This window comes from Ochrobactrum sp. SFR4, from assembly GCF_019730395.1.
In the GTDB taxonomy this organism is placed as follows: Bacteria; Pseudomonadota; Alphaproteobacteria; order Rhizobiales; family Rhizobiaceae; genus Pseudochrobactrum.
Window position 1 is genome coordinate 1 of sequence record NZ_JAAPBB010000386.1, and the last position, 355, is coordinate 355.

The following is a 355-nucleotide window of genomic DNA, read 5'->3' on the forward strand; positions in this document are numbered from 1 at the left end:
CGCGACGAGTTCCTTACCATCGATCTGTTGCCCTTCGTGAAGGGCACGAGCGAGCGGCTGGACGATCTGGCAGCAGCGCGCGAAATCGTCTGTACCTCCGACGATATTCTCAGCAGTACGCCAGTCATTCGTGGCACTCGCGTTCCTGTCTACGATGTCGCAGCCGCCGTCGCGGCCGGTCGCCCGATCGAGCGCATCCTTGACGCCTGGCCAAGCCTCGATGCCGAGAAGGTTCGCCTTGCCGCGATCTATGCGGAAGCCAACCCGCTCCGCGGCCGGCCCCGCGTCTCGGGCGACCTCCCGGAAGGCTCGACCATCGTCACTGACCGGCGCGTACCTCGCCGTAGGAAGGCGG

1 protein-coding gene is annotated in these 355 nt (G+C 65.9%); it reads left to right on the forward strand.

What is annotated here, in order from left to right; all coding sequences use genetic code 11:
* Positions 1–355, forward strand: a 355-nt coding sequence (locus HBA93_RS19490) for a DUF433 domain-containing protein (RefSeq protein WP_221724393.1), incomplete at both ends; no start/stop codon positions are given.